Below are 26,115 nucleotides of genomic sequence, written 5' to 3' on the forward strand. Positions count from 1 at the left end.
CCGCTGGTGTGTGGTGCTGTTACATGCGTCCGGCGTCGTAGTACTCCGCGATGCCCTCGAGTCCGGGAAGGTGCGGGGAGAGCTGGGGCAGTTCCGCCACCGACCCGATCCCCATCCGTTCCAGGAAATACGAGCTGGTGCGGTAGAGGACTGCCCCGGATTCGGGATCATGTCCCGAGTCCTCGATCAGTCCGCGCTGCACGAGCGTCCGCACCACGGAGTCGACGTTGACGCCTCGAATTGCCGAGACCCTGGCCCGGGATACGGGCTGCCGGTAGGCGATCACGGCGAGCGTTTCGAGCGCCGCCTGCGTCAGCCTGGCCGTCTGGCCTTCGAGCACGAATCCGCCAACCACGTCGGCGAATTCGGCCCGGGAATAGATCCGCCAGCCACCGGCGATGTTCCGCAATTCGAAACCCCGGGGGGCTGTGGCCACATCCGGGGAACTTCCAGTATAGCCGTTATACTCCCGCCGCAGGTCCTCGAGCAGGTCCTCGACGACGTCGACGGGCTGGCCGAGGCCCGCGGCGAGCCGCGCCGCCGTCGCCGGTTCGTCGATCACCATCAGCACGGCCTCCAGCGCGGCGCGGACGCCGCCGGGAAGATCCGCGACGTCGGGGGTTCCCGGGTCCGGCTGTCCGGCGGGGGTGCCAGCCGGTCCGGGGCGAGTCTCTGGTCCGGTGGTCATGGCTGGTCCTCGTATTCCTCGCTCAGGGCCGCACTGTTCCATTCGGGGTCGGCGGCCGTCCAGTGCACGGAGAGTTCACCGAGGGGCTGCAGCTGGTCGAAGGAGACCGCCTTGTCGCGGAACATCTCCAGCAGGGCCAGGAAGCGGGCCACCACCACCAGGGTGGATTCGGCGTCGGCGGTCAGGGCCCGGAAGGTCAGCGGCCGGCCCTGCCGCAGGCGCAGCCCGAGGATCTCGGCCTGTTCCCGGACGCTGACGGGGCTGCCGTGCAGGTGCGCCAGGCCCACCTCGGTGGGTGCGGCGGCCTTGGGGGTCAGCGCGGCGCCGGCGAGGGCGGCGAACTGGGCCGGGGTGTGCTTCCAGACCAGGTCCGGCAGCAGCGCGGCGAAGTGTTCCTCGAGGGCCACCTGGCGGGGGTAGCGCTGCGCCTCCTGTTCCAGGGTGGCGCCGAGCAGGCCGGCGACGTGCTTGAAGGCCTTGTACTGCAACAGCCGGGCGAACAACAGGTCCCGGGCTTCCAGGAGCGCCACGTCCTCGGCGTCCTCGACCTCGCCGGCGGGCAGCAGCCGGGCGGCCTTGAGGTCCAGCAGGGTGGCCGCCACCACCAGGAACTCGCTGGCCTCGTCCAGGGCCCAGTCCTCCCCCTGCTCCTGGAGCTTCCGGGTGTACTTGATGAACTCGTCGGTGACGGTGGCCAGCGCCACCTCGGTGATGTCCAGCTGGTGTTTGGAGATCAGGCCCAGGAGCAGGTCGAAGGGGCCGGTGAAGTTGGCCAGCCGGACCTCGAAGCCGGGCTTCTTCGCCGCCGGTGACAGCTCCTCCGGCGCGGTGAGCGTCGCCGTCACGGTGCCTAGGGCGCGCCGCCGCGCGAGATCAGTTCCTTGGCCAGGCGGCGGTAGGCGTCCGCGCCGGCATGGTTCCCGGCGTAGCTGGTGATCGGTTCCGCGGCGACGGTGGCGTCGGCGAACTTGATGGAGCGCTTGATGACGGTTTCGAAGACCTTGTCACCGAAGGCTTCCACCAGCCGGGCGATGACCTCGCGTCCGTGCAGGGTCCGCGCGTCGTACATGGTGGCGAGGACGCCGTCGACCTGCAGGCGGGGGTTGAGCCGGTCCTGGACCTTGTCGATGGTCTCGACCAGCAGCGCCACGGCGCGGAGGGCGAAGAACTCGCAGATCAGCGGGATGATGACGCCGTGTGCGGCGGTGAGGGCGTTGACCGTGAGCAGGCCAAGGGAGGGCTGGCAGTCGATCAGGACGACGTCGTAGTCGTCTTCGACCTTTTTGAGTGCCCGGTCCAGGACCTGTTCGCGGGCCACCTCGTTGACCAGCTGCACCTCGGCGGCGGAGAGGTCGATGTTGGCCGGGAGCAGGTCCACGTTCTCGACGCCGGTCTTCTGGATCGCGTCGCGGATGTCCACCTTGCGGTCCATCAGGACGTTGTAGACCGTCAGGTCCAGCTCGTGCGGGTTGGTGCCGAGGCCGGCGGACAGCGCACCCTGCGGGTCGAAGTCCACCAGCAGGACGCGGCGGCCGTACTCGGCCAGGGCCGCGGCCAGGTTGATGGTGGACGTCGTCTTACCGACGCCGCCCTTCTGGTTCACCATGGCGATGACGCGGGCCGGGCCGTGGGAGGACAGCGGCGCGGGCTCAGGGAACTCACGCAGGGGACGCCCGGTGGGCCCCATGACGGCGTCGTCCAGGTCGAGTCCGGTGCCTTCCAGGGTGGCTGACCCCTGTTCGCTGCTCACGTATCTATCCACACTTTCGATGACGGTGATATTTGCTGCCCGATCCCGCCGCGGTTCATCGGCGGCGATCGTTATTCCTCCCAAGGTTACAGCCCCCGACACGGTATTCGACGGACCTTGACAACCGCCGTTTTGCGCGCCTTGACCTTCTGGTAGAGGTCGAGGGTTGCCGCGGGGAGGCCGGGCCGGGGACGCGAAACCGCCCGGACGCGGCGGGGCGTCCGGGCGGTTTCGCGGTGATGCGTTGCGGGTGCGGCAGCCGGTTAGGCGTTGGCCGGCACCTGCTGGCGGGCGGACTCTGCGGCCGCTTCGCCGGCCGGTTCGCCGGCCACGTGGCCGGCGATCATGGTCTGCTCGTCGAACGGGACGGCGCCGGAGAGGACGCGCTCCACCTGGCCGCCGTCGATCTCCTTGACCCAGGTGCCGATCAGGATGGTGGCGACGGCATTGCCGGTGAAGTTGGTCAGCGCGCGGGCCTCGGACATGAACCGGTCGATGCCGACGATCATGCCGACGCCGCCGAGCAGTTCCGGACGGTGGGCCTGGAGGCCGGCGGCCAGGGTGGCCAGGCCGGCGCCGGTGACACCGGCTGCGCCCTTGGAGGCGATGATCATGAAGATCAGCAGCGAGACCTGGGCGCCCAAGTCCAGCGGGGTGCCCATGGCGTTGGCGACGAAGAGGGAGGCCATGGTCAGGTAGATCGCGGTGCCGTCCAGGTTGAAGGAGTAGCCGGTGGGGACGGTGACGCCGACGACCGGCTTGGACACGCCGAGGTGTTCCATCTTGGCGATCAGGCGGGGCAGGGCGGCCTCGGAGGAGGAGGTGGAGAAGATCAGCAGGTATTCGCGGCCCAGGTACTTCATCAGGCGGAAGATGTTGACGCCGGAGACGACCTGCAGGATGCCGCCGAGGATCACGACGATGAACACGGCGCAGGTGATGTAGAAGGCGACCATCAGGGTGGCCATGCTGATGATGGCCTGGACGCCGGTGGCGCCGACGACGGCGGCGATGGCGCCGAAGGCACCTACCGGGGCGAGCCACATGATCATGATCAGGATGCGGAAGACGAGGGCCTGGCCGTGGCCGATGGCCTTGAGGATCGGGGCGCCCTGGGTGCCCATCTTCTGCAGCGCGAAGCCGACCAGGATGGCGGCGAGGAGGGTCGGCAGGACGGGGATATCGCCGGGGATGATGCCGAGCAGGAAGTCGACGGTGCTGTCCGTGGCAGCCTTCTTGTTCGGATCGTACGGGGCCAGCTTCAGGCCGGTGCCCGGGTGGATCAGGTTGCCGACGACCAGCCCGATGGCCAGGGCGAAGGTGGACATGACGATGAAGTAGCCCAGTGCCAGGCCGCCGACCTTGCCGACGGTGGCCGCCTTGGCGATGGAGCCGATGCCCAGGACGATGGTGCAGAAGATGACCGGGGCGATCATCATCTTGATCAGCTTGATGAACCCGTCGCCGAGGGGCTTGAGGGACTTTCCGACCTCGGGGAACATCAGGCCGACGACGGCGCCGAGGACGACGGCCACGATGACCGCGATGTACAGGTAGTGGGACTTGTCCAGCCCCTTGCGCTTGACCGGCGCCGCGGCCGTTGCCGCTGACTCTCCTCGTTGAGAGGCCATGGTATTTCTCCTTGGATAGGCTGGACGTCGATGCTGTCCGTGGACGCATCCGTCCTTTCTGCGTGTTCCTCCATCATTGGGTACGGAGTGACGCGCATCACCGTTGCGTTCATATTGGTCATGGAGGGTGCACTTTGATCCACCACTGGAGCATCGCCCGGCGCCTGTTCGTGGCCCATCTGCTGTTCATGCTGGCGCTGACCGCCGTCGTCGGGACCGCCACCTATGTGGACGCGCGGGACCACGCGTACCAGGAAGCCGGTCGGCGGATGGCCGGGATCGCCACCGCGGTGGCGGACAACCCGCTGGTCCTGCAGGCCGCCGCGGCGCCGAACCCGTCGGCGCTGCTGCAGCCGTACGCCATGGAGGTGATGCGGGACGCCCAGGCCGACTTCATCACGATCATGGCCCCGGACCGGACCCGCTGGACCCACCCCCGCGACGAGGAGCTGGGCAAACCGTACATCGGGTCAATCGATGCCGCGCTGCAGGGCCGGGTCTTCACCGAGATCATGGCCGGCACCTTGGGCCCCTCGGTGCGCACGATCGCCCCGGTCAAGGACGCCAACGGCACGGTCAAGGCGCTGGTGGCCGCGGGCGTGACCGTGGGAACGGTGGACGTGGCGTTCTCCGGCCGGCTGCCGGCCCTGCTGGTGATCGCGGCGGCGCTGCTGGCCGGGGGCTCGGTGGCGTCCTGGCTGCTGGGCCGGTACCTGCGGCGCGTGACCCGGGGCTGGGGCCCGGAGCAGCTGGCCCAGCTGTTTGCCTACTACGAGTCCGTGCTGCACTCGGTGCGTGAGGGCGTGATCCTGATCGACCCGCGCGGCCGGGTGGTGATGTACAACGACCAGGCGGCGGCGCTGCTGGGCGTGCCGCCGCGGCCCGCGGACGCGGCGGTGGACGCCGACGGCGGTGCCGCCCTGGGCATCACCCGCAGCGCAAACCCCGGCGCAAACCACAGCGCGGACCGGGGCGGTGTCGCCCGGCCGGCCGACGCCCCCACGCTGGCGGAGCTGCCGCTGGCGCCGAGCCTGCGGGAACTGTTCCGGTCCGGGCGGGTGGCCCAGGACGAAATCCACCTCACCGGCGAGCGCGTGCTGGTGGTCAATCAGGGCCCCGCGGTGGGTCCCGCTCCGGGGCCGCTGGCAGCATCGCGGGGGGTACGGCGGCAGCGGGGGTCGTCGCGGCGGCCGGTCTTCGGGACGGTGGCCACCATCCGGGACCGGACCGAGATCGAGTCCCTGGGCAGCGAGCTGGAGACCATGCGGACGCTCTCGGACGCGCTGCGGGCCCAGACGCACGAGCACGCCAACCGGCTGCACACCATCGTCTCGCTGATGGAGCTGGGCCGGGACGCCGAGGCGCTGGACTTCGCCACCAAGGACCTGGAGCTGTCCCAGCGGCTCACCGATGACCTGGTGGGCTCCATCGAGGAGCCGGTACTGGCGGCGCTGGTGATGGGCAAGTCCGCCCAGGCGCACGAACGCGGCGTGGAACTGATCCTCACCACGGCCGGCTCCACCGCCGTGACCGGACTGGCCGTGCAGGACCTGGTGACCATCCTGGGCAACCTGCTGGACAACGCGATCGACGCCGCCGCGGACGCTCCCCCGCCGCGGCTGGTGGAGCTGAGCTTCACCGCCGCACCGGAAGCCCTGGAGATCACCGTGGAGGACAGTGGGCCCGGCATCGACCCGGCGGCGGTGGACGACGTCGTCCGGCACGGCTTCAGCACCAAGGAGCCCGGGCCCTTCGGCCGCGGGCTGGGCCTGGCCCTGGTCCGGCAGGCGGTCCGGCGGCTGGGCGGTACCATGACAATCACCAGCCCGGCCGGGGCGCTGTTCCGGGTCAGCCTGCCGACGGGGCAGGCCGCGGGGAACGCGGCGGCCGGTATTGCAGAGGGACACCATGAATGAGATCCGTGTGCTCGTCGTCGAGGACGAGCCGATCGCGGCCGCCGCGCACGCCGCGTACATCGGCCGGCTGGAGGGCTTCACCCTCGCCGGATCCGCCCCGGACGGGCAGTCGGCCCTGCGCCTGCTGACGGAGCTCAACGCAGCGGGCCAGCCGGTGGAGCTGGTCCTGCTGGATATGAACCTGCCGGACCTGCACGGCCTGGACATCGCCCGCCGGATGCGCACCGCCGGGCTCTTCGCGGACATCATCGCCATCACCGCCGTGCGTGAACTGAACATCGTCCGCAGCGCCGTGGCCACCGGCGTCGTGCAGTACCTGATCAAGCCCTTCACTTTCGCCACTTTCGCGGACAAGCTGCGCAGCTACCGGCAGTTCCGCGAACAGCTGGCCTCCCCCGCTGCCGGCGGACCAGGGACCGGGGCCTCGCAGAGCGACGTGGACCAGGCGTTCGCGAGCCTGCGCGCCCCCTCGGAGCTGCCGCTGCCCAAGGGCCTCTCGTCCTCCACCCTGGAGTCGGTGCAGGAGTTTATGAAGCGCCAGGCCGGGGCCGTGTCCGCCAGCGAGGTGATGGAGGCCCTGGGCATGTCCCGGGTAACCGCCCGCCGCTATCTGGAGTACCTGGCCGACGCCGGGACGGTGGCCCGCACGGCCCGCTACGGCGCGCCGGGCCGGCCGGAGAACGAATACCGCTGGAGCCGGCCGGCGTCCTAGGAACCGCAGTTCAGGACCGCGCTGGTCAGGACCGCGCTGTTCAGGACCGCGCAGCGTCGGGCCGCAGGGTGTCCAGCAGCTGCTCGATTACGCCCGCGTCTTCGATGGTGGAGGGCACCACGTAGTCCTCGCCGTCGGCGATCTGCCGCATGGTCTTGCGGAGGATTTTGCCCGAGCGGGTCTTGGGCAGCGCCTCCACCACGGTGACGTGCTTGAAGTCGGCCACGGCGCCGATGTCGCGCCGGACCAGGGCCACCAGCTCCTTGGCCAGCACCTCCCCGGGGATGTCGACGCCGGACTTGAGGACCACGTAGCCGCTGGGCCGCTGGCCCTTGAGCGGGTCGGCCAGGCCGATCACGGCGCATTCGGCGACCGCGGGGTGCTGGCCGATCACCTGCTCCATCGCCCCGGTGGAGAGCCGGTGGCCGGCCACGTTGATGATGTCGTCGGTGCGGCCCATCACGAAGAGGTAGCCGTCCTCGTCCCGGTAGCCGGAGTCGCCGGTGGCGTAGTAGCCCTCGAACGCCTGCAGGTAGGAGGAGACGTACCGGTCGTCGTTGCGCCAGAGGGTGGCCAGGGTGCCCGGCGGCAGCGGCAGGCCCAGGACGATGTTCCCCTCCGTTCCCGGTTCCACTTCCTCCCCCGCGCCGTCGAGGACCCGCAGGCGGAAGCCCGGCATCGGAACGCTCGGGGACCCGGCCTTGATGGGCAGTTCGGCCATGCCGCGGGGGTTCGCGCAGATGGCCCAGCCGGTCTCGGTCTGCCACCAGTGGTCCACCACCGGCACCTCCAGAACCCGGGTGGCCCAATGGAAGGTGTCCGTGTCCAGTCGCTCCCCCGCGGCGAACAGGGTCCGCAGGCTGGAGATGTCGTAGTTCTTCAGCAGGTCCGCCTCCGGGTCGGCCTTGCGGATGGCCCGCAGCGCCGTCGGGGCCGTGAAGAGGACGTTGACCTTGTGCTCCTGGATCACCCGCCAGAAGGCGCCGGCGTCCGGGGTGCCCACCGGCTTCCCCTCGTACATGACGGTGGTGGCCCCGGCCAGCAGCGGACCGTAGACGATGTAGGAGTGGCCCACCACCCAGCCGACGTCGGAGGCGGTCCACATGACGTCGCCGGGGCCGACGTCGTAGATGTTCTCCAGCGTCCAGCTCAGGGCGACGGCGTGGCCGCCGTTGTCCCGCACCACGCCCTTGGGGGTGCCGGTGGTGCCGGAGGTGTAGAGGATGTACAGCGGGTCCGTGGCCTTGACGTTGACCGGAGCCGCCGGTTCGGCGGCCGCCAGCTCGGTGTCCCAGTCCAGCCAGCCGCCGTGGTTCGCGGCGGTGTCGGCGAAGCCGTCCCGGGCCTTGACCAGCACCGGGGTGTCCGGGGTTCCGGCGAGCTCCAGCGCCTCCGCGACGGCCGGCAGGTACTCGATCCGGCGGGCAGGCTCGATGCCGCCCGAGGCGGTGACGACGGCGGCCGGGCCGGCGTCGCGGATGCGGGCGGCGAGCTCCTTGGGCGCGAAGCCGCCGAAGACCACCGAGTGGACGGCGCCCAGCCGGGCCGTGGCGAGCATGGCGATGGCCGCCTCGGGGATCATCGGCATGTAGATGACCACCCGGTCCCCGCGGCCCACGCCCCGGGCGCGGAGGACGCCCGCGAACCGCGCCACCTGGTCCGTCAGCTCGGCGTAGGTGAAGCTCTTCCGGAGGCCCAGCATGGCGGAGTCATAGATCAGCGCCGTTCGGTCGCCGTGGCCTGCGGCCACGTGCCGGTCCAGGGCATTGAAGCAGGTGTTCAGTTCGCCGTCGGGGAACCAGGCGTACAGCGGGGCGCGGCTCGAATCCAGGGCTCGGGTGGGCGGGACGCCCCAGTCGAGCTTGCGGGCCGCGTCGAGCCAGAAGTCCTCCGGCTGGTCCATGCTGCGCGCATAGCTGCTCCCGTAGCTGGAAGTGTTGCGTTCTTCCGAGCTGCTGGTGTCGGAGCTGCGTTCCGAGGTCTCCGAGTTGCCGGCGTTGTCCATGGCGTTCTCCCGTTCCACGACATTGTGATGCAGACCATGCTAGACGGATGCTCGAAAGCTCACAAGGGTTTTGTATACAAGAGACGGGGGTAATCGGGATTTTCTCCCGAAATGCTTGGATGCGAAGCAGTCTGTGTATACACTGGTGGGGATTCGGTGAGGAAGGAGAGCAACATGCGCGCCAGCGACAGGGCCTATGCGGCACTCCGCGACGACATTATCGAGTGGCGGCTGGCTCCCGGCACGGTTCTCGCCGAGGTGGAGCAGTCCGAGCGCCTGGGCGTCTCCCGGACCCCGCTGCGGGAGGCGCTGAGCCGGCTCACCGCGGAGGGTTTGACGACGACGGCGGGCGGCCGCGGCGTCGTCGTCACCGACATCTCGCTGGAGGACATCGACGAACTCTTCGAGCTCCGCGAAACCCTGGAAGGCAAGGCCGCGGCGCTGGCCGCCGAACGCGGCGATCAGGCCGTCTTCGCCGGGCTGCAGCGCGAGTTGCTGCGGGCGCCGGAGCTGATCAACGGCGCCGACCCCGCCCGGCACGACTACTACGACCTTGTCGGACGGCTCGATGCCGCCGTCGACGCCGCCATTTCCAACGCCTACCTGGCCCAGGCGATGCGCAGCCTGCGCGTGCACCTGGTCCGGGTGCGCCGGCTCGCTGCCGACGACGCCGCACGCCTCACCGCCGCCGCCGCCGAGCACGCGGCGATCGCCGAGGCCATCGCCGCGGGCAACCCCCGGCTGGCCGAGGCCGCCACCACGCTTCACCTGCACCGCAGTCTTTCCCACGTCAAAGCAACCCACGTACCGCACTAGGTACGGACCCCTCAGAAGGAGCACCATGGTCAAGGAACACCACGTCCGCGTCTACAAGAGCGAGGAAAACCTGGCCCGCGAGGACCAGCTGGCCTACAAGATCGCCAAGGTCGCCGCCGACCCGGTGGAGGTCACCGACGAGGTCACCGACATGGTGATCAACCGCATCATCGACAACGCCTCCGTGGCCATCGCCTCGCTGAACCGCGCGCCGATCGTGGCCGCCCGTGCCCAGGCCCTTACCCACGGCCCCAGCACCGGCGGCAAGGGTTCCAAGGTCTTCGGCATCGAGGAGCGCGTCTCCCCCGAATGGGCCGCCTGGGCCAACGGCGTGGCCGTCCGCGAACTCGACTACCACGACACCTTCCTGGCCGCCGAGTACTCCCACCCGGGCGACAACATCCCGCCGATCCTGGCCGTCGCCCAGCACGTCGGCTCCAGCGGCCGCGACCTGATCCGCGGCATCGCCACCGGCTACGAGATCCAGGTCAACCTGGTCAAGGCCATCTGCCTGCACAAGCACAAGATCGACCACGTCGCCCACCTGGGCCCCTCCGCCGCCGCCGGCATCGGCACCCTGCTGGGCCTCGACGTCGAGACCATCTTCCAGTCCGTCGGCCAGGGCCTGCACACCACCACCGCCACCCGGCAGTCCCGCAAGGGTGAGATCTCCACCTGGAAGGCACACGCCCCGGCGTTCGCCGGCAAGATGGCCGTCGAGGCCGCAGACCGCGCCATGCGCGGCCAGACCTCCCCTGTGCCGATCTACGAAGGCGAAGACGGCGTCATCGCCTGGATGCTGGACGGCCCCACCGCGGACTACCTGGTGCCGCTGCCCGAGGAGGGCGAGGCCAAGCGCGCCATCCTGGACACGTACACCAAGGAGCACTCTGCCGAGTACCAGGCGCAGGCCTGGATCGACCTGGCCCGCAAGCTACACGGCGAGCACCCGGAGGTCACGGACCCGGCCAACGTCGAGTCCGTCCTGATCAAGACCAGCCACCACACGCACTACGTGATCGGCTCCGGCGCGAACGACCCGCAGAAGTACAGCCCCACCGCCAGCCGGGAAACCCTGGACCACTCCATTCCGTACATCTTCACCGTCGCCCTGCAGGACGGGACCTGGCACCACGTGGACTCCTACTCCCCCGAGCGTGCGGGCCGGCCGGACACGGTGGAACTCTGGCACAAGGTCACCACGGTGGAGGATCCCGAATGGACCCGCCGGTACCACAGCCTGGACATCGCCGAGAAAGCCTTCGGCGGCTCGGTGGAGATCACGCTCAAGGACGGCACCGTCATTACCGACCAGATCGCTGTCGCCGACGCCCACCCGCTCGGCGCCCGGCCGTTCGCCCGCGAGCAGTACGTGAACAAGTTCCGCACCCTCGCCGCGGGCCTGGTGGCCGAGGAAGAGATCGAGCGCTTCCTCGCCGCAGCCGCCCGCCTGCCCGAGCTCGCCGCCGGTGAGCTGGACCAGCTGAACATCAAGGCCGCCGACGGCGTGATCGACCTGGCGGCCGCACCGAAGGGACTCTTCTAATGCTGTACTCGAAGACCACGCCGGAGCAGAAGCGGATCCGTTTCCGCGAGCTGCTCTCCTCCGGCACCATCGCGCAGTTCCCCGGCGCGTTCAGCCCGCTCTCGGCGCGGCTGATCGAGGAGAAGGGCTTTGCCGGCGTGTACATCTCCGGCGCCGTCCTGGCCAACGACCTGGGCCTGCCGGACATCGGGCTGACCACGCTCACCGAGGTGGCCACCCGGGCCGGGCAGATCGCCCGGATGACGGACCTGCCCTCGATCGTGGACGCGGACACCGGCTTCGGTGAGCCGATGAACGTCGCCCGGACCGTGCAGGAACTCGAGAACGCCGGCCTGGCCGGCCTGCACATCGAGGACCAGTTCAACCCGAAGCGCTGCGGCCACCTCGACGGTAAGAACGTCGTGGACCTGGACACCGCCACCAAGCGGATCCGCGCCGCGGCCGACGCCCGCCGGGACCCGAACTTCCTGATCATGGCCCGCACCGACATCCGCGCCACCGACGGCCTGGAGGCTGCCCAGCAGCGCGCCAAGGCCCTGGTGGAGGCCGGTGCCGACGCGATCTTCCCCGAGGCCATGAAGGATCTCTCCGAGTTCCAGGCCATCCGCGACGCCGTGGACGTGCCGATCCTGGCGAACATGACCGAGTTCGGCAAGAGCGCGCTGTTCACGGTGGACGAGCTGGCCGGCGTCGGCGTCAACATGATCATCTACCCGGTGACCCTGCTTCGTAGTGCCATGGGCGCGGCGGAGCGTACTCTGGAGACGATCAAATCAGACGGCACCCAGGAGGCACAGGTTCCCAACATGCTGACCCGTGCACGGCTGTACGACCTCGTGGACTACGAGGCCTACAACCGCTTCGACACCGGGGTGTTCAATTTCCAGATCCCCGGCATCTGACACCCCACCGGACCGCCGGCCCCGGCCGGACAACAGGCGTTAGGAACAAAGGAGTTCAGCATGGCTGACAACGAGATCAAAAAGGGCCTTGCCGGCGTCGTGGTGGACTACACCGCGGTGTCCAAGGTCAACCCGGAAACCAACTCGCTGCTGTACCGCGGCTACCCCGTCCAGGAGCTGGCCGCCAAGTGCAGCTTCGAGGAGGTGGCCTACCTGCTCTGGAACGGCGAGCTGCCGACCGATGGGCAGCTGGCGGAGTTCACCGCCAAGGAGCGCGCCGGACGTGCACTGGACCCGGTGCTGAAGACCGTCATCGACGCCCTTCCCGTCACGGCGCACCCGATGGATGTCTGCCGGACGGCGGCGTCGGTACTGGGCGCCCGGCACCCGCTGGCGGAGGACTCCTCCCGGGAGGCCAACATGGCCAAGGCCGTGGATCTGTTCGCCGCGATGCCGGCTGTGGTGGCGTATGACCAGCGCCGCCGGCACGGGCAGGAACCAGTGGAGCCCCGCGACGACCTCGGCTACTCGGCCAACTTCCTCTGGATGGCGTTCGGCGAGGAGCCGGTCCAGGAAGTCGTGGAGGCGTTCAACGTCTCGATGATCCTGTACGCGGAGCACTCCTTCAACGCCTCGACCTTCACCGCGCGCGTGATCACCTCGACGCTCTCGGACCTGCACTCGGCCGTGACCGGGGCGATCGGGGCGCTCAAGGGACCGCTGCACGGCGGCGCCAACGAGGCCGTCATGCACACCTTCGACGAGATCGGCATCCGCCAGGAAGAGTCGCTGGAGGAGGCCGCCGCCCGGGCCAAGGCCTGGATGGAGGATGCCCTGGCCAAGAAGAAGAAGGTCATGGGCTTCGGCCACCGCGTTTACAAGCACGGTGACTCGCGCGTCCCGACCATGAAGGCGGCGCTGGACAAGATGATCGCGCACTACGGTCGGCCCGAGCTGTTGGGGCTGTACAACGGGCTGGAAACCGCCATGGACGAGGCCAAGGCCATCAAGCCGAACCTCGACTACCCGGCAGGGCCGACCTACCACCTGATGGGCTTCGACACCCCGACGTTCACTCCCCTGTTCGTCGCCAGCCGGATCACCGGCTGGACGGCGCACATCATGGAGCAGCTCGACTCGAACTCCCTGATCCGCCCGCTGAGCGAATACAACGGCGTGGAAGAGCGGCACGTGCCGTAACTCCCGTCCCGCTTCCCCGCCTCAAGCGGTAAAGCAAAGACAGCGGCCCGGCCACCCCTTCGTGGGTGGCCGGGCCGCTGTGTTTGGCGGAGTTTCGGGTGGGGCGCCGGGGCTAGCCCTGGGTGACCTTCAGCGAGGTGATCATGCGCTTGGCGTTGAGGTACTCGGCGCTCTGCATGTAGGCCCGCGCGTCGGCCATCGTGGGGAACGACTTGGGGCCCTTGTGGCCGGGGATTTGCTGCTGGACTCCGGTGTTCACCTGGTAGGCGTCCGCGAAGGAGAAGAGCGGCGAGTCGGAGGGCCCGCTGACGATGTTGTAGAACATGCAGGTGCTGCCGTTTTGGCCGGCCGGGGAGCTGGTGAGCCCGTAGGACGCCGTGACGTGGTCGGCTTCCTGCAGGGCGCGGAAGGCGAATCTCGGGCTCACTGACCCCTTGGTCGGCTGGTACGGAATGTCGACGTTGACCGAGTCGAGGACGGTGTAGGGCACCGGCCCCTCGCAGGCTCCCCCGACGCCGCCCGACGGTCCGGAGTGCAGGGATGCCACGATCACGCCGGATTCGTCGGCGACCTCCACGTCCGTCGATCCGGTATTGGCGGGCGGGGCCTGCGTCGCCGTCCAGGTTCCGGGGTACTCGAAGCTGATCCGGCGGTCGGCGCTGGTGAACGTCCGCCATTCGGCGGCGGCGTCCGTGGGCGGCTGGGTGTTTGCTGCGGCCGGGGTCGTGGCCGTGGCGGTGGGTGTTGCCGTTTGGGACGGGGCCGCCGCGGCACTGGTGGACAGCGCGGGGGCGGGCGTCGTCGGGGTTTCGGAGGGCGCCGGTGACGAGGCTGCCGCGGGCGCCTTGGACCCCATGGTCGCTGCGACGGCTACGCCGCCTCCCACGGCCGCCAGGGCGATCACGACGACGGCGGCGGCCAAGGGCCAGCGCCGTCGGGCGTCGCCCGGAGAGTCCCCGCGGTCTGCAGAGTCGGGATAGTCGCCGTCGTCGTCGCCGGGGAGGTGAAGGTTGTTGCCGCTCATGCCGGGCCTCCAGGGTGCGCGGATCAGGTGCCGGCGGATCCGGCATTTTCACGCCTAGGCTACCGGCCCGCCGAATGACTGCCGGTCTCGCCCCGCCGGGCGGCATCGTTTCCCGGCGGGAAGCGTGTTAGCGCTGCGCCCCGGCGGCCCCCTGCGTACCCTTCCCTTGCTCATCGGGGTAGCGGACGGAGGCCACCGTTTCGTTGTCGTCATTCAGGACGACGACGACGTCGATCGTCTCGCCGGAGAGCGCCGGCGGCAGCCAGTGTTCGGCGTCCTGCCACATGCGTTCGAGGGGCAGGTCCGTGGTGCTGAACCATTCCGGGGTGATCTCGCGGCTCTCGGCGGGTTCGCCGTCCCAGCGCCGGGTGGTGAAGAGCCGGCAGGACATGTTCCACTCGGGTCGGGCCGGGAAGACGAACTCCACGAGGCCTGCGTGGCTGAGGTCGGGTTCGGCAACGATCAGCCCGGTTTCCTCGAAAACCTCGCGGACGACAGCCTGGGCGTCGGTCTCCCCGGGTTCGACGTGGCCGCCGATGCCCACAATTTTTCCCAGCCCGAACCCGGTCCGCTTCAGGCCCAGCAGCACCTCCGTCCCGTCGGGCGTGTCCCGGAGGGCGAAGCAGAGGGTCACCGGTGCGGCTGTCATGGTTTCAGCCTAGTAGCTGCTCTCCGGGCGCCTCTATTTGCCGGCCGGGCCTTCACCGACCAACTGCGGCCGCAGAGTGACCGGGATCCCCTTCTCGGCAAACTCCTTGTCCATGGCCTGCTGCGCCGTCAGCCCCTGGTTGTTCAGCGCCTGGAACTCCCAGTTGTAGACCGTGGCCGAGGGTTGGCGGACATCCCAGAGGAAGCGGCCATTCTGGAGTTTGGCGAGCCGGAACCAGGCGTTCCCGCCGTCGAGCTTGAGTGCCTGCCCGCCTTCATCGGAGATCACGTAGGCGAGCCAACCGTCGGCGCAGCCGAGCACGGTGTAGTACCGCTGCTCCGCGGCGGGGATCGGCAGGATTGTGGGCTGTCGGTCGTTTCGCAGCTGGTCGATGTTCGCCGGCGTGCAGGCCACTCCCCCGGTGCTGGGCGGGGCGGTCTGGCTGGGGGTAGCCGGCACCGGAGACGTCGGCGACGGCGTCGGTGAAGCAGGCGACGGCGACGGCGTGGCGGGGGCGCTCTCACTGATCGTGATGTTCGGCCCGGCCGGCACCGGCAGCGCGGGTCCGGGCGCCGTCGGGAAGTTCCCGCCCACGACGACGGCTCCTGCCACCGCCGCGGCGGCGAGGCCGGCAACTGCCACGGCGGCAATCCTGGTACGGCGTCGCCGGGTGGCCTCGCGGTGCGCGGAGGCGGCCCGCGGCATTGTGACCACGTTCGGGTCCGTGGACGTCACCTCCGAGCGGAGGACCCCGCGGTCCGGGACCGTGACCGACGGCTTGATGTCCTTCATGAGCTGTTCGATGCGGTCCATGGCTAGTCTCTCCGTTCTGTCATCAGGTGGGCGGGTGCGGCATTCGCGAAGGCACGCCGGGCCCTGTGCAGCCGGACGCCGGCGGCCGAGACCGAACAGCCGAGGGCTGCGGCCAGTTCGGCGCCGCTGAGATCCTCCCAGTAAGTCAGCATGAGGATGTCGCGGTCCTTGTCCCGGAGTTTCATCAGCACGGCTGCTACGACGGAGCGCTGGTCGCCGGCGGTGGTGACGTCATCGGTGCGCGCCTCCTCGGCGAGGCGTTCGAACAGTTCCTGCCGACGTCGGCGGCCCTTGTATTCGTTGCCGAGGACGTTGCGTGCGGTTGCCAGGAGCCAGCCGATGCCGGGCGGTTCAGGCAACTGTTTCTCCCAGGCGATGCGAAAGACGTCCGCGGCGAGCTCCTCGGCCCGGTGGGCGTCGTTGATGCGGCGGGCGATGTAGCCGTAGACACGGGCGGCGTGCTGGTCATGCAGCTCAATGAATGCCTGCTCCTTCGCAGCCAACATGATGTTTCCCCCGAACAATCGATGACGTGGTTCTACCCAATCAGTGTCCCGGGGCGCCCGGATCCTTACACACGGGCGTGTCGACAATCAGGCGCAGTGCCGCAACGTCTGGAAAAGCCCGGCAGACTAGCCCAGGGCGCGCGGGTGTGCGGCGGCATAGATCTCGCGCAGCGTGTCGGCCGTGACCAGGGTGTAGACCTGCGTGGTGGTGACCGAGGCGTGCCCCAGCAGTTCCTGCACCACGCGGACGTCGGCGCCGCCCTCCAGCAGGTGGGTCGCGAAGGAGTGCCGCAGCGTGTGCGGGGAAACGTCCTTGGTGATGTTGGCCCTCTCGGCAGCCGTTTTCAGGATGGTCCAGGCGCTCTGGCGGCTGATCCGTCCGCCGCGCGCGTTGAGGAACAGCGCCGGCGTGCCCTTGCCCTTGGCCGCCAGGAGCGGCCGCCCTCTCACCAGGTAGGCGTCCAGCGCGCGGGAACCGTAGGACCCCAGCGGCACCAGCCGTTCCTTGGAGCCCTTGCCAAAGAGGCGCACGATCGCCGGCCCCCCGCCCTCGTCGGGAGCGCTCCCGGCCAGTGCGATGTCGTCCACGTCCAGTCCGACCGCCTCGCTGATGCGGGCACCCGTGGAGTAGAGGAATTCCAGCATTGCCCGGTCGCGCAGGCCGGTGGCGGTGTCCGTACCCGCCGCCTCCAGGATGCGGGTCACCTCGTCCACCGTGATGGCCTTGGGCAGCCGTTTGCCGGGCATCGGCGGGTGGACGTCGCTGGCGGGATCGGTCGGGGTGAGGCCCTCCAGGGCCCAGAACTTGTGCAGCCCCCGGACCGCGACGACGCTGCGGGCGGCAGACCGGACGCCCAGCGCGGTCCCGCCGTCGGAGCCGTCGGAGAGGGCCTGGACAAAGGCGGTGACGTCTCGCCGGGTGATGTCCTCGGGGCGGTTGCGCCCCGCGGCGGCCAGGTGCCGCGCGTAGCGGGCCAGGTCCCGCCGGTACGCGGACAGGGTGTTGGCGGCCAGTCCGCGTTCGACCCCCATGTGCTGCAGGTAGTCGGTGATGGCGCGGTCGACGGCGGTGGGCGGCCGGGCTGCACTCCCCCGGGGGGCGTCCATGGTGGCGCCCCCGGCTGCAGGTGCCGCCGGGTGGGCAGTGAAGGCAGTCTGCGCGGGAGGCTCCGCCGCCAGCAGGCCGGTCATCCGCGCTGGCTTGGGTGCGCCGTCCAGGGCGCGTCCGCGGGCCGGAGCCGGTCGAAGCCGTCGGCCTTGGCGGCGGCAGCGGCCAGGATGCCGACGACGGCGGACGGGTTGTGCAGGCGCCCCTCCAGCACCGCCGCGACGGCCGCGTCGAGTGGCAGCCAGTGCAGCTCGATCTCGGCCTCCTCGTCGGTGCGGACGTGCAGTTCGTGGCCGGGCACGTCACTCAGCCCGCGGGCCAGGTAGATCCGGATCGCCTCACTGGAGGAGCCCGGCGAGTTGAAGAAGTCGGCCAGCACGTTCCATTCCGCGGCCACCAAATCGGCTTCCTCGGCGAGTTCCCGGGCGGCGCCCGCCACGAAGTCCTCGCCCTCGACGTCGAGCAGCCCGGCCGGGATCTCCCACAGCGCCATGCCCACCGGGTGCCGGTACTGCTTGATCAGGAGGATCTCGCCGTCGTCGTTCATCGGCAGCACGGCCACCGCGCCTGGGTGGTCGATGTAGTCCCGGGTCAGGGCGTCGCCGTCGTCATTCAGCTGGAAGCTGTCGCTGACCACGTCCCAGATCCGGCCCTCGTAGACCTTCTCGGACGACAAAAGACGGCGCGGGCTCGGCTCATCTGAAACCTGCCGTGCAGCATCATGGGTCTCAGACATTCCGGGCATCGCGCCGTCCTTTGATGTAGTTGGTGTTACTTGGCCTGCGCCGCGGCCTTTGCCGCCGGCTTGGCGGTACCCTGCTGGTGGTCGCCGTGCTGGTGGTCCAGGGCGGCCCGGACCAGGCCCGCGAACAGCGGGTGCGGGCGGGTCGGCCGGGAGCTGAGCTCCGGGTGGGCCTGGGTAGCGACGTAGTACGGGTGCACCTCGCGCGGAAGCTCCACGTACTCCACCAGCTTGCCGTCCGGGGAGGTACCGGAGAAGACCAGGCCCTGCGCCGCGATCTGGTCGCGGTACTTGTTGTTGACCTCGTAGCGGTGCCGGTGGCGTTCGCTGACCTTGGTGGTGCCGTAGGTCTCGGCCACGACCGAGCCTTCGTCCAGCTTGGCCTCGTACAGGCCCAGGCGCATGGTGCCGCCCAGGTCGCCCTTGCCGTCAACGATGTCCAGCTGCTCTTCCATCGTGGCGATGACCGGGTACTTGGAGTCCGGCTCGAACTCGGAGGAGGAGGCGCCCTCGAGGCCGACGACGTTGCGGGCGTACTCGATGACCATGCACTGCAGGCCCAGGCACAGGCCCAGGACCGGGAGCTTGGTTTCGCGGGCGAACTTCAGCGCGCCGAGCTTGCCTTCGAGGCCGCGGATGCCGAAGCCGCCGGGAACGCAGATGGCGTCCACGCCGGCCAGGGCCTTCTTGGCGCCGGCCTCGGTGTCGCACTCGTCCGAGGGGACCCAGCGGATCTTGACCTTGGTGTTGTTCGCGAAGCCGCCGGCGCGCAGCGCCTCGGTCACGGACAGGTAGGCGTCCGGCAGGTCGATGTACTTGCCGACCAGGGCGATCTCAACCTCGTGCTTGGGGTTGTGGACGGCCTCCAGCAGGGTGTCCCAGCTGGTCCAGTCGACGTCCTTGAACGGCAGGTCCAGCGCGCGGACGATGTAGGAGTCCAGGCCCTGGGAGTGCAGCGTCTTGGGGATGTCATAGATGCTCGGAGCGTCCGGGCAGCCGATGACGGCGTCGAGGTCGACGTCGCACATCCGGCCGATCTTGTCGCGCATCGCCTGGGGCACCTCGCGGTCCGAGCGGATCACGATCGCCTCGGGCTGGATACCGATGGAGCGGAGCGCGGCAACGGAGTGCTGCGTCGGCTTGGTCTTCAGTTCCTGGGACGGTCCGATGTACGGGACCAGGGAGACGTGCAGGAAGAAGACGTTGTTCCGGCCGATGTCCTGGCGGACCTGGCGGGCGGACTCGAGGAACGGCTGGGACTCGATGTCGCCGACCGTGCCGCCGATCTCGGTGATGATGACGTCCGGGGCGTTCTTGCCCTCGGCGGGCAGCCGCATGCGGCGCTTGATCTCGTCGGTGATGTGCGGGATGACCTGGACGGTGTCGCCGAGGTACTCGCCGCGGCGTTCCTTGGCGATCACGGTGGAGTAGACCTGGCCCGTCGTGACGTTGGCGGAACCCTCGAGGTTCTCATCGAGGAAGCGCTCGTAGTGCCCGACGTCGAGGTCGGTCTCGGCGCCGTCGTCGGTCACGAAGACTTCGCCGTGCTGGAAGGGGTTCATCGTGCCCGGATCCACATTCAGATAGGGATCGAGCTTTTGCATAGTTACAGACAAGCCGCGCGCCCGCAGGAGGTGGCCGAGGCTCGAAGCCGTCAGACCCTTTCCGAGCGAGGACGCCACACCGCCGGTGACGAAGATGTGTTTGGTCGTCTTGGACGAGCCCGGGAACCGGGAATTTACACGGGAATTTGATCGCTGCACCACGGAATTTGAGCCTATCATCAAATCGGTCTTCTGAGGGTCCGAATCGCGCCGCTGTGATGGTCATCCCAGCGGCGCGCGGGGTCACGCCTGCTGCGGCAGGAGTTTCGCGTCGTCGAGCAGTTCCTGGGCGTGTGCGCGGGCCGACTCGGAGTCCTCCTGGCCGGCCAGCATGCGGGCGAGTTCGCGGACGCGCTCGGACTCGTCCAGTAGCTGCACGTCGCTGGAGGTGAACCCGGTGGCAGTGGCGCCGTCGGATCCCCGGACGGAGGTCTTGGTGACACGGATGTGCTGGTTGGCGAAGGCCGCCACCTGGGGCAGGTGGGTGACCACCAGGACCTGGACGTGCCGGGCGAGCATGGCCAGCCGGCGGCCGATCTCGACGGCGGCGCGGCCGCCCACGCCGGCGTCGACCTCGTCGAAGACGAAGGTGGGGACCGGGTCGACGGCGGCGAGCACCACCTCGATCGCAAGCATCACCCGGGAGAGTTCACCGCCCGAGGCGCCCTTGCCGAGCGGGCGGGCGGGGGCGCCCGAGTGCGGCTGGAGGAGGAACGCGATCTCGTCGGCGCCGTAGGGCCCGAGGCCGTCCCCGGCTTCGATATTGATCACCAGCGTGGCGTCGGCCATGGCCAGGGCGGTCAGCTCGGCACTGACACGGGCGGCGAGGTCCTTGGCCGCCTTCTTGCGAGCCTTGCTGATGGCCGCGGCCTGCTTGGTCAGTTCGGCCTCGGAGCGGACGACGTCGGCCTCGAGGGCTTCGATCCGGGTCGAGTCGTCCTGCAGCTCGGTGAAGCGTTCCCGCGCCTGGTCGGCCCAGACCAGCACTTCGTCGATGCTCGGCGCGTATTTGCGCACCAGTGCGGCCAGCGCGGCGCGGCGGTCCTCGATCTCGGCGAGCCGTTCGGGGCCCTCGGTGTCGAGGCCGGCCTGATAGCTGGCAAGCTCGCCGGCGATGTCGTTGAGCAGGAAGCCCACCTCGGCCAGCCGGGCGGCCGCGGAGCCGAGCTCGGCGTCGTGCTCGGCAACGTGTTCCAGGGTGCGTTTGGCGGCGTCCACCAGCGTGGTGGCGTCGGCTTCCTCGCCGAAGTCCTCGCTGATCAGGGCCTGGTGCGCGGTGCTCGCGGCGATCCGCAGCTCCTCGACGTTGGCGAGCTTGACCGCCTCGGCCTTGAGGGCCTCGTCCTCGCCGGGCTGCGGCTCCACGGCGTCTATCTCGGCCAGAGCGGCCTCCAGCGATTCGGCCTCGCGGAGCCGTTCCCGCGCCGCGTTGCGCAGCTCGTCCAGCTCGGCCTGGTTGCCCTTCCAGTGGGTGTAGAGCTGCTGGTAGGCGGCGAGCGTCTTGGCGAGCGGCTCCCCCGCGAACTTATCCAGCGCTTCCCGCTGCGCCACGGCGCTCTTGAGCCGGATCTGGTCGGATTGTCCGTGGACCACCACCAGGGCGCCACCGATCTCGGCGAGCACCCCTACGGGGGCGGTCCGGCCGCCCAGGTAGGCGCGGCTGCGCCCGTCGGCACCGACGCTCCGGGCCAGGATCAGCTCGGCGCCGCCGTCGAACTCCTCGACCTCGGCGCCGGCCTCACGGGCGCGTTCGACGGCGGCGTGGCCGGCGTCGAGTTTGAGGACCGCCTCGGCGGAGGCGCTCTTGGCGCCGCTGCGCACGGCTCCGGCGTCGGACCGGGCACCGAGGAGCAGGCCGACGGCGGTGACCACCATGGTCTTGCCGGCACCGGTCTCGCCGGTCACCACGCTCAGGCCGGGGCCGAGCGGGAGGGTGGCGTCCGTGATGACACCGAGGTCGCGGATTCGCAGTTCTTCAAGCATGGGTCACTTCGCAGTCGAGGGATCGGTGGGGTCGGGCAGCGGCATGGGCCGTGGCGTGCGCACCACGGGCATCGGGCCGGTGGGGATGGCGTCCGGTTGCGGCACCGGGCCGCGCCAGCCCTGGATGGGAAGCTCGAACTTCCTGACCAGGCGGCCGGAGAACGGGGTCTGGTGGGTGCGTGCCAGCCGGACCGGGGTGGCGGATCGGGTGACCTCCACGCGGGCGCCCGGGGGCAGGTCCACGGACCGCCGTCCGTCGCACCAGAGCACGCCCTGGGCGTCCGTCCGGCCGAGGATCTCGACGGCCAGCCGGGAGCGGGGCGAGACCACCAGCGGCTTGGCGAACAGGGCGTGGGCGCTGATCGGGACAATGACCAGTGCCTCCACCTCGGGCCATACCACGGGGCCGCCGGCGGAGAAGGCGTAGGCGGTGGAGCCGGTAGGGGTGGCGAGGACGACGCCGTCGCAGCCGAAGGAGGTCAGGGGGCGTTCGTCCACCTCCGTGACCACCTCGAGCATCCGTTCGCGGTTGCCCTTCTCGATCGCCGCCTCGTTCAGCGCCCAGGTGTGCCAGATCTTCTGGCCCCGGACCCACACCTGGACGTCGATCGTCATCCGCTCCTCCACCGTGTACTGGCGGCTGGCGATCCAGTCCACGGTCTGGGCGAGGTCTGCGCGCTCACTCTCGGCCAGGAAGCCCACGTGCCCGAGGTTCACGCCCAGCATCGGCACGTCCACCTCGCGCACCAGTTCCGCGGCGCGCAGGATGGTCCCGTCACCGCCGAGCACCATGACGAGTTCGACGTCGTGCAGCTTCACGTGGTCGTGCAGGACCTCCACGGGCTGGTCCAGCCGGCCGTAGAAACGTACCATGTCGCCGAGTTCGGACTTCTGCATCACGGGCACAATGCCTGCGGCGTGCAGCATGGCGCACGCGTCCCAGGCGGCCTTGAGGGAGTCCTCGCGGCCGGTGTGGGCAAGGATGAGGACACGCCTGCTCATCAGGTTCCGCCTTCTACTGCTTCGATTGCTGCATGGGCTGCTGGTTAGGTCCAGATGGTTCCAAGGAGCGCGGCCAGGGCCGCGTCCCGCTCCTCGATCTTAGGCAGGTCCGCCCGGATCGCGCGTTTTATCCACAGGAAGTACTCGACGTTTCCGTCCTGCCCCGGCAGGGGGCTCTGAGCCAGCCCGGCCAGTTCCAGTCCAGCGTCCAGGGCCGCGGCGGCCACCTTTTCGACGGCGAGGCGCCGTTCCCGTTCGGAGGTGACGACGCCGGTACGGCCCAGTCGGTCCTTGCCGATCTCAAATTGTGGTTTGACCATCAGGACCAGATCCCCGCCGGGTTCGGTGCAGGCGGCCAGCGGCGCCACCACCAGGGTCAGGGAGATGAAGGACAGGTCCGCGACGGTGAGCGCGGCCGGCCCTCCGATGGTCTCCGGGGTCATGTACCGGACGTTCAGGCCCTCGTGCACGGAGACCCGCGGGTCCTTGCGAATCTGCGGGACCAACTGGTCGTGGCCGACGTCCACCGCCACCACGTGCGCCGCACCCCGGCGCAGCAGCACCTCGGTGAAGCCCCCCGTGGAGGCGCCGGCGTCGAGGCAGCGCTTCCCCTCGACGGCGACGGCGGGGAAGGCGTCGAGGGCGCCGGCGAGCTTGTGCGCGGCGCGGCTGACGTAGTCATCCCCCGGGGTGGCGGCGACGTCCAGGCCGGTCGCGTCATCCACCTGCTGCGAGGCCTTGGCCAGGACGGTGCCCGCCGAACTGACCTTGCCGTCGGCGATCAGCCGGGCCGCGTGGGTGCGGGAGCGGGCGAGTCCGCGGCTGACCAGCGCCTGATCCAGCCGGGTCACGTGCGGGCCTCCCCCGTCACGTCCTCATTCAGGGCGTCGGCCAGCGCGTCGTGCAGGGCCGCGTAGACGTCGCCGTGGTCGGCTACCGGCAGGTGCGCGAGCGTGTCCAGAGGTTCGAGCAGCGCCTCGACGGCGGGGTCGGCGGCCAGCGGTGCGTCCGCCGTGCGCTCGGGCCAGTCCGGCTGGATGTCACCGACGCCGGGTGCGCCCGCAGGTGCGGGCTCGGCGGGGCGGGGCGATTCGATCATGCCTTCCAGTCTAGTGACCGGTCCAGTGCAGCTCCGGCGCCTGGGCGGTGGCGGCCTCCGGGGTGGCCGCCCACCACGCGGCGCAGCCGGCGCGCCAGGCATCGAGGTCCGCGGGGTCCCCCGTGATGCGCAGGACAGTGCCGTCCACGACGGCGGTGGCGGCGCCGCAGCGGAACCCTGCCCCGCCGTCGTGCTCGATGTCCGGGTAGGGCTGGAAGAGTCCGTTGAGGTCCTCGATCAGGTAGCCGGGGCGTTCGGCTGCCCGTGCGGCGAGGATGCTCTCGCGGGTGTCGACGCCGGTCAGGACCGCGACGGTGGCGAATCCGGCGTTGTTGCCGCCGAGGATGTCCGTGTCGAGGCGGTCGCCGACCACCAGGGGCCGGTCCGCGGCGAGCCGCTTGGCGGCGGTGTGGAAGAGCGGCGCCTCGGGTTTGCCCGCGACCAGCGGCGTGCTGCCGGTGGCGGAGGCGACGGCGGCCACGAGGGTGCCGTTGCCGGGGGCGATGCCGCGGGCCTGCGGGATCGACAAGTCCGTGTTGGTGGCCACCCAGAGGGCGCCGGCGGCGACGACATAGGCCGCCTCGGCCAGGTCCTTCCAGCCCAGGTCCGGGTGGAAGCCCTGCACGACGGCCACGGGCTCGTCGGCCTGGCTGCGGACCGGTACCAGGCCCGCGAGTTCGATCTCGCGGGCGAGGGCGGGGCCGCCGGTGATGAGGACGCGGGAGCCCGGGGGCAGCTTGGCGGCCAGCAGTTCACCGGCGGCCTGCGAGGAACTGACTACCTGCTCATCCTCGGCGGGCGCGCCCAGTTCACGCAGGTGGGCGGCGACCTCGGCGGGGCTGCGCGACGCGTTGTTCGTCACGTAGCCCAGCCCGACGCCGATCCCCGCCAGCCGTCCCAGCGCCTCGACGGCACCGGGGATGGCGTGCGGTCCCGCGTAGACGACCCCGTCGAGGTCCGAAAGGAGCGCGTCGAAGCGCGAGATCAGCCAGTCGTGGTCCATCGGGGCCTAGTCCTCCGTGTGGTCCCGGTTGCCGGCGTGGTCCTCGTGGCCGGTGTTGTCTTCGTGGCCGGCCAGCTCGTCGGCTTCCACCGAATCCTCGTCGGATTCGGCGTCGTCGGACTCGAAAAAGCCGGTCTCCTCGTCGTCGGAACCTGCGTCGACGTCGTCGGCCCGGCCTTCGGCGTTCTCCGGCAGGCCGGCGACCGCGGCGGCGCTGGCGGCCCGCGGGGCCTCGTCAGAGGTGATTCCTGCCTGGCGGTCGGCCTGCTCCTTCAGGAGGCGACGGCGGCGCTGCTCCTCGCGGGCCTCCTCTTCCTCGTCCCAGCCGAGGTCGATGATGTCCGGTTCCTCGTCGACGCCGAGGCCGAGGGCGTTCTCGGCCACCACGGCCTGGCGCTGCCACTTGGCGGCCTCGGTTTCGCGGCCCACGGCCGTCAGCGCGTCCGCGTAGGCGCGGAACAGGCGGGGGCTGTAGGAGAAGGCGCGGTTGATGTCCAGCTGCGGGATCTCCAGCTCGGAGACGGCGGCATCCAGCTGGCCGAGGTCGGTGCGGGCGCCGGCGGCCACGATGGCGAGTTCCACCTTGCCGGGGGCGTCCAGGTCCTTGGCTTCCTCCGAGCGGGCCATGTCGAGGGCACGGTCCGGACGGCCCAGGCCGCGTTCGCAGTCGGCCATGACGGGCAGATGGGTGTTGGAGCCGCTGATCCGGCGGTAGGTGCGGAATTCGCGCAGGGCTTCGCCGTAGTGTCCGGCGGAGTAGGCGGTAAGGCCCACTGCTTCGCGGACGGCGGCGAGGCGGCCGCCGCGGCGGCTGGCGGCGAGGGCGTGCTGGAAGGCCAGCTCCGGCTCGTCGTCGATCAGGCGCCCGGCCATGACCAGGTGGCGGGCCACCCAGGTGGCGCTGTTGTCCTCGAGGGTCTTGATCTGGTGCTGCGTGCCGCGGTCCAGTTCCTTGCCCGTGACGTCCTCGTCGATTTCGGGCGAACGGTCCCGGTCGGGGCGGTTGGCGCTGCGCAGGTCGGCGGCGTTGGGCTGGCGGACCGGACGGTCCTCCGCGCGGTCGCGGCCGAACTGGCGCGGGCCGGAGTCGCCGCGGTCGAAGCCGCGGGCCGGGCGGTCCTCACGGTCGCCGAAGGGCTTGCGGTTGTCTCCGCCGGAGAACGGCTTCCGATCCCGGTCACCACCAAAGCTGCGACGCTCACCATCACGGGCCGGACGATCACCAAACGGCTTCCGATCCCGGTCACCACCAAAGCTGCGACGCTCACCATCACGGGCCGGACGATCACCAAACGGCTTCCGATCCCGGTCACCACCGAAACTGCGACGCTCACCATCACGGGCCGGACGATCACCAAACGGCTTCCGATCCCGGTCACCACCGAAACTGCGACGCTCACCATCACGGGCCGGACG

The 26,115-nt window shown here is 70.0% G+C and carries 25 protein-coding genes; 7 read left to right on the forward strand and 18 right to left on the reverse strand.

The window, feature by feature from the left end; all coding sequences use genetic code 11:
* Positions 1 to 19: 19 nt before the first annotated feature.
* The 4 genes from AB0O44_RS12925 to AB0O44_RS12940 form a co-directional block, all read right to left on the reverse strand.
* On the reverse strand, positions 20 to 688 hold the full coding sequence (locus AB0O44_RS12925; protein WP_364137896.1) for an SMC-Scp complex subunit ScpB: 669 nt from the start codon (positions 686 to 688) through the stop codon (positions 20 to 22).
* Positions 685 to 1,533 carry a ScpA family protein gene (locus tag AB0O44_RS12930; protein ID WP_290258225.1) on the reverse strand — a complete coding sequence of 283 codons (849 nt, stop codon included), beginning with the start codon at positions 1,531 to 1,533 and terminating at the stop codon, positions 685 to 687. The genes AB0O44_RS12925 and AB0O44_RS12930 overlap by 4 nt, the downstream gene beginning before the upstream one ends.
* 5 nt (positions 1,534 to 1,538) lie before the next feature.
* Positions 1,539 to 2,438, reverse strand: coding sequence for an AAA family ATPase (locus AB0O44_RS12935; RefSeq protein ID WP_364137898.1), 900 nt, complete (start codon positions 2,436 to 2,438; stop codon positions 1,539 to 1,541).
* A 263-nt stretch (positions 2,439 to 2,701) separates the two neighbouring features.
* Positions 2,702 to 4,069 (reverse strand): cation:dicarboxylase symporter family transporter, encoded by a 1,368-nt coding sequence (locus tag AB0O44_RS12940; RefSeq protein ID WP_364137900.1) that lies wholly within the window; start codon positions 4,067 to 4,069, stop codon positions 2,702 to 2,704.
* Between the two features lie 134 nt (positions 4,070 to 4,203).
* On the opposite strand from AB0O44_RS12940, the gene AB0O44_RS12945 reads away from it, so the two are divergent.
* Entirely contained in the window at positions 4,204 to 5,985 is a 1,782-nt protein-coding gene (locus tag AB0O44_RS12945) for an ATP-binding protein (protein ID WP_364137902.1), read from the forward strand.
* The gene (locus AB0O44_RS12950) at positions 5,978 to 6,697 is read left to right on the forward strand and encodes a response regulator (protein WP_364137904.1); all 720 of its coding nucleotides are present in this window, start codon (positions 5,978 to 5,980) and stop codon (positions 6,695 to 6,697) included. The genes AB0O44_RS12945 and AB0O44_RS12950 overlap by 8 nt, the downstream gene beginning before the upstream one ends.
* A gap of 40 nt (positions 6,698 to 6,737) precedes the next feature.
* On the opposite strand, the gene AB0O44_RS12955 is transcribed toward AB0O44_RS12950, so the two are convergent.
* On the reverse strand, positions 6,738 to 8,720 hold the full coding sequence (locus AB0O44_RS12955) for a propionyl-CoA synthetase (protein ID WP_364137906.1): 1,983 nt from the start codon (positions 8,718 to 8,720) through the stop codon (positions 6,738 to 6,740).
* Positions 8,721 to 8,876: 156 nt separating this feature from the next.
* Here AB0O44_RS12955 and AB0O44_RS12960 point away from each other — a divergent pair, with 156 nt between their 5' ends.
* Genes AB0O44_RS12960 through AB0O44_RS12975 form a run of 4 tightly spaced genes read left to right on the forward strand, consistent with a single transcriptional unit; the run spans position 8,877 to position 13,166 of the window.
* The gene (locus AB0O44_RS12960; protein ID WP_364137908.1) at positions 8,877 to 9,518 is read left to right on the forward strand and encodes a GntR family transcriptional regulator; all 642 of its coding nucleotides are present in this window, start codon (positions 8,877 to 8,879) and stop codon (positions 9,516 to 9,518) included.
* A 25-nt stretch (positions 9,519 to 9,543) separates the two neighbouring features.
* A complete protein-coding gene (locus tag AB0O44_RS12965; protein WP_364137910.1) occupies positions 9,544 to 11,064 on the forward strand; it encodes an MmgE/PrpD family protein in 1,521 nt (506 codons plus the stop codon).
* Complete coding sequence (prpB, locus tag AB0O44_RS12970) at positions 11,064 to 11,966, forward strand: methylisocitrate lyase (RefSeq protein ID WP_364137912.1); 903 nt, start codon at positions 11,064 to 11,066, stop codon at positions 11,964 to 11,966. The genes AB0O44_RS12965 and prpB overlap by 1 nt, the downstream gene beginning before the upstream one ends.
* 60 nt (positions 11,967 to 12,026) lie before the next feature.
* On the forward strand, positions 12,027 to 13,166 hold the full coding sequence (locus AB0O44_RS12975) for a bifunctional 2-methylcitrate synthase/citrate synthase (protein ID WP_364137914.1): 1,140 nt from the start codon (positions 12,027 to 12,029) through the stop codon (positions 13,164 to 13,166).
* 112 nt (positions 13,167 to 13,278) lie between these two features.
* Here the strand turns inward: AB0O44_RS12975 and AB0O44_RS12980 are convergent, their stop codons facing one another.
* The 13 genes from AB0O44_RS12980 to AB0O44_RS13040 form a co-directional block, all read right to left on the reverse strand.
* Positions 13,279 to 14,190 (reverse strand): hypothetical protein, encoded by a 912-nt coding sequence (locus AB0O44_RS12980; protein ID WP_364137916.1) that lies wholly within the window; start codon positions 14,188 to 14,190, stop codon positions 13,279 to 13,281.
* A gap of 127 nt (positions 14,191 to 14,317) precedes the next feature.
* Positions 14,318 to 14,839, reverse strand: coding sequence for an 8-oxo-dGTP diphosphatase (locus AB0O44_RS12985; RefSeq protein WP_364137918.1), 522 nt, complete (start codon positions 14,837 to 14,839; stop codon positions 14,318 to 14,320).
* A 33-nt stretch (positions 14,840 to 14,872) separates the two neighbouring features.
* Positions 14,873 to 15,652 (reverse strand): hypothetical protein, encoded by a 780-nt coding sequence (locus AB0O44_RS12990; protein WP_364137920.1) that lies wholly within the window; start codon positions 15,650 to 15,652, stop codon positions 14,873 to 14,875.
* 2 nt (positions 15,653 to 15,654) lie between these two features.
* The gene (locus AB0O44_RS12995; RefSeq protein ID WP_290258238.1) at positions 15,655 to 16,158 is read right to left on the reverse strand and encodes a sigma-70 family RNA polymerase sigma factor; all 504 of its coding nucleotides are present in this window, start codon (positions 16,156 to 16,158) and stop codon (positions 15,655 to 15,657) included.
* Between the two features lie 126 nt (positions 16,159 to 16,284).
* On the reverse strand, positions 16,285 to 17,265 hold the full coding sequence (xerD, locus tag AB0O44_RS13000; protein WP_364137968.1) for a site-specific tyrosine recombinase XerD: 981 nt from the start codon (positions 17,263 to 17,265) through the stop codon (positions 16,285 to 16,287).
* An 80-nt stretch (positions 17,266 to 17,345) separates the two neighbouring features.
* Positions 17,346 to 18,011, reverse strand: coding sequence for an NUDIX hydrolase (locus tag AB0O44_RS13005; RefSeq protein WP_364137922.1), 666 nt, complete (start codon positions 18,009 to 18,011; stop codon positions 17,346 to 17,348).
* Positions 18,012 to 18,037: 26 nt separating this feature from the next.
* Positions 18,038 to 19,792: a CTP synthase gene (locus AB0O44_RS13010; protein ID WP_364137924.1), complete on the reverse strand. Its 1,755-nt coding sequence runs from the start codon at positions 19,790 to 19,792 to the stop codon at positions 18,038 to 18,040.
* Between the two features lie 63 nt (positions 19,793 to 19,855).
* Positions 19,856 to 21,595 (reverse strand): DNA repair protein RecN, encoded by a 1,740-nt coding sequence (gene recN / locus AB0O44_RS13015; protein WP_364137926.1) that lies wholly within the window; start codon positions 21,593 to 21,595, stop codon positions 19,856 to 19,858.
* Positions 21,596 to 21,598: 3 nt separating this feature from the next.
* Positions 21,599 to 22,597 (reverse strand): NAD kinase, encoded by a 999-nt coding sequence (locus AB0O44_RS13020; RefSeq protein WP_290258243.1) that lies wholly within the window; start codon positions 22,595 to 22,597, stop codon positions 21,599 to 21,601.
* A gap of 44 nt (positions 22,598 to 22,641) precedes the next feature.
* Complete coding sequence (locus tag AB0O44_RS13025; protein ID WP_364137928.1) at positions 22,642 to 23,448, reverse strand: TlyA family RNA methyltransferase; 807 nt, start codon at positions 23,446 to 23,448, stop codon at positions 22,642 to 22,644.
* The gene (locus AB0O44_RS13030) at positions 23,445 to 23,696 is read right to left on the reverse strand and encodes a hypothetical protein (protein ID WP_364137930.1); all 252 of its coding nucleotides are present in this window, start codon (positions 23,694 to 23,696) and stop codon (positions 23,445 to 23,447) included. The genes AB0O44_RS13025 and AB0O44_RS13030 overlap by 4 nt, the downstream gene beginning before the upstream one ends.
* 10 nt (positions 23,697 to 23,706) lie before the next feature.
* Entirely contained in the window at positions 23,707 to 24,699 is a 993-nt protein-coding gene (locus AB0O44_RS13035; RefSeq protein ID WP_364137932.1) for an HAD-IIA family hydrolase, read from the reverse strand.
* Between the two features lie 6 nt (positions 24,700 to 24,705).
* A complete protein-coding gene (locus AB0O44_RS13040) occupies positions 24,706 to 25,590 on the reverse strand; it encodes a hypothetical protein (RefSeq protein WP_364137934.1) in 885 nt (294 codons plus the stop codon).
* Here AB0O44_RS13040 and AB0O44_RS13045 point away from each other — a divergent pair.
* A partial coding sequence (locus AB0O44_RS13045) for a hypothetical protein (protein ID WP_364137936.1) occupies positions 25,525 to 26,115 on the forward strand: 591 nt, incomplete at its 3' end. The two genes, AB0O44_RS13040 and AB0O44_RS13045, sit on opposite strands and share 66 nt — an antisense overlap.

The organism is Arthrobacter sp. NPDC080082 (genome assembly GCF_040686595.1).
Taxonomy (GTDB): domain Bacteria; phylum Actinomycetota; class Actinomycetes; order Actinomycetales; family Micrococcaceae; genus Arthrobacter.